3 protein-coding genes are annotated in these 2,392 nt (G+C 39.7%); 1 reads left to right on the top strand and 2 read right to left on the bottom strand.

Annotated elements, in window-relative coordinates; genetic code table 11:
* Positions 1-173: 173 nt before the first annotated feature.
* Positions 174-341, bottom strand: a complete 168-nt coding sequence (locus tag IQ228_RS24795; RefSeq protein ID WP_193964806.1) for a hypothetical protein — start codon at positions 339-341, stop codon at positions 174-176.
* A 224-nt stretch (positions 342-565) separates the two neighbouring features.
* Positions 566-784, bottom strand: a complete 219-nt coding sequence (locus IQ228_RS24790; protein ID WP_027401774.1) for a hypothetical protein — start codon at positions 782-784, stop codon at positions 566-568.
* A 318-nt stretch (positions 785-1,102) separates the two neighbouring features.
* Between IQ228_RS24790 and IQ228_RS24785 the strand changes: the two genes are divergently transcribed.
* Entirely contained in the window at positions 1,103-1,933 is an 831-nt protein-coding gene (locus tag IQ228_RS24785) for a DUF3598 family protein (RefSeq protein WP_027401775.1), read from the top strand.
* The last annotated feature ends 459 nt before the right edge of the window (positions 1,934-2,392 follow it).

Raw genomic sequence — 2,392 nt, 5'->3', positions numbered from 1 at the left:
CTTCCCTCCCCTGCCCCCGGTGCCTCTCTTCTCCCCCTGCTTGCCTTCACCCGTCATTTTCGGGTTGACAGACTACTAGTCGCACTTACAGACGGCAATATTAGCTGACACAATGGCGAACATGGTTGTTTACCGTGCAGCTTGACTACACACAGAATATAGCTCGTTATTGCCTAAATACCAGACTTGCGGATGAACCAATCTGACAATTTTTCCAGAATCACTTTGATTCCATTGTGATCCTTAGCTCTGACTTTAGAATGATCACCGCGATAGATAATAGGACTCTTAATTATTTCTTTATATATCTGTCCTTCAGCCAGTTGCAGATTAATAGACATCTCCAAAAAAGATGGTAAGTAGGTTGGCGTTGAAAATTGTCGTTATAGCAAGGCAAGAGGCAAGAGTGAAGAGGGTTTGGGCGATTTTACTTTTCCTTACACAGATTGGTTTTATTGTGTTCACCTACTTAATAGGGAATAGGTAATAGGGAATAGCGAGTAATTACCCATTCCCTAGTACCTATTTACAGCCTAAACTTTAGATAACTAATAACTTGAGTGATTTAGTCAATTGTGATTTGTTGCGGTCCATTGGCTTTGCCGTTTTGTACTTCTGTACTCAGGTTGCTAGAGCTATTTCCACAACCTTTTTTATTTAACCAACTTTTGACGGGATCTTCGGTGAGGTTGAGTCGGAGGACACCAGAAACGAACCCACCTAAAAATGAAACTGGATGTTGGGCTAGTTCTCGAAATAGGGGCGACAATTCAGTAATAAACATTAGACTCTCCAAGTATTGGTTTTAAAAATTATTAATTCTTGATTAATCTTAACAGATGGCGGCTAAGAAGCAACTAAGTAGTGAGACAGAATTGATTACACAATGTCATTGCGTAAGCGTTGCGTGGCGTTAGCCATATGGAAGGAAGTGAAATCAAGCAATCGCCAGGGTTGTGATTGCTTCCCTTCCCTCGCAATGACTGTAAATATTTTTGTCCAATTACTTAACAACTGATTGGATAATATTTGGCTGTATGATATTTATCATTGGCTCAGGACTTAGGCAACTGGCACACCCATATAAATTAAGAATTAAATTATGACAAGCAACTGGGAAAACTTTCTCAAAAATTTAGGAGAATGGCGTGGTTCATTTACTAAAATCTCTCCCAATGGTGAGATATTAGATTCTACTGCTAGTATTTTAAATTTGGAAGCTGATGATAATAATCAAGCTGTGATTTTTAGATTACGTCGTTTTGATTCTCATGATTATGATAGTCCTCCTATTCAGGATTATCAACAGGAATATCGTTCTTTAGGAAGACAGAATATCTTTTTTGCTACAGGAGCTTTTTCTAAAGGAACATTGCAGTTAGCACCTTTTTCAGAATTTGGAGCAGAATACGGTTTTGTTGATGATGACCGGCGATCGCGTTTGGTACAATTGTATGATCAACAAGGCAACTTTATTAATTTAACTCTGATTCGGGAATTTCGCAGTTTTACAGATGCTTATGAACGTCCGCAACTGACTGTAGAACAGTTAATTGGTAATTGGCAAGGTAAAGCTCATACAGTTTATTCAGACTTGAGACCATCGGCAACTTATACTACTTATTTAGAAATTAAAGAAATCGGTGATGGATATTTAGAACAAAAGTTATCTTTCCAATCTCAAATTATTACTGCAAAAGCCAGAATAGAAGGTAATAAAATCATTTCTGAGATGGAAGGAATTCCTCGACAGATTTTGTTATTACCTGATGGAACTTCTAGTAATGTGCCGTTACAACTACAACTGAGAAAACCTTTTTTTGTGGAAGCTGGTTGGTTGGTTAGAGAGAATGAACGTCAGCGTTTAATTCGCAGCTATAGCGACAAAGGGGAATGGATTAGCTCAACTCATGTGATTGAATCTAAAATCTAGAATATATATAAGTAGGTGGGCGTTAAAAATTGTCGTTGGGGCAAGGGAACAGGGAACAGGGAACAGGGAACAGAAAAATCAATTGTGTAATTAATTCTGTCCCATTACTTATTAGAGGCAGAGCCTCATCAACTGCATTCCTAGTCAGAGACTAGGAACGAGATGTGGTAGGGATTTGAGCTTAAGTTGACACCTATGAGCAGCTAAGAACCCCACCCCCAACCCCCTCCAATATCAAAAGTTTATTCTTTTCTCCCCCCCGTTGCGGGGGTGCGGGGAAGGGGCTTTGAGAAATGGGGTTACTCAAATGGATTTTATGATGTGGGTGGCTGTCGTCTCATTCCCAGTCTCTGACTGGGAATGAATTCTAGAAGGCTCTGCCTTCAATGATATTAGAGGCAGAGCCTCATCAACTGCATTCCTAGTCAGAGACTAGGAACGAGATGTGGTAGGGATTTG

It is taken from the genome of Dolichospermum sp. LEGE 00246 (assembly GCF_015207865.1).
In the GTDB taxonomy this organism is placed as follows: domain Bacteria; phylum Cyanobacteriota; class Cyanobacteriia; order Cyanobacteriales; family Nostocaceae; genus Dolichospermum; species Dolichospermum heterosporum.
Note: the sequence above shows the minus strand (reverse complement) of the source record. Positions and strands in the feature narration are given on the sequence as shown.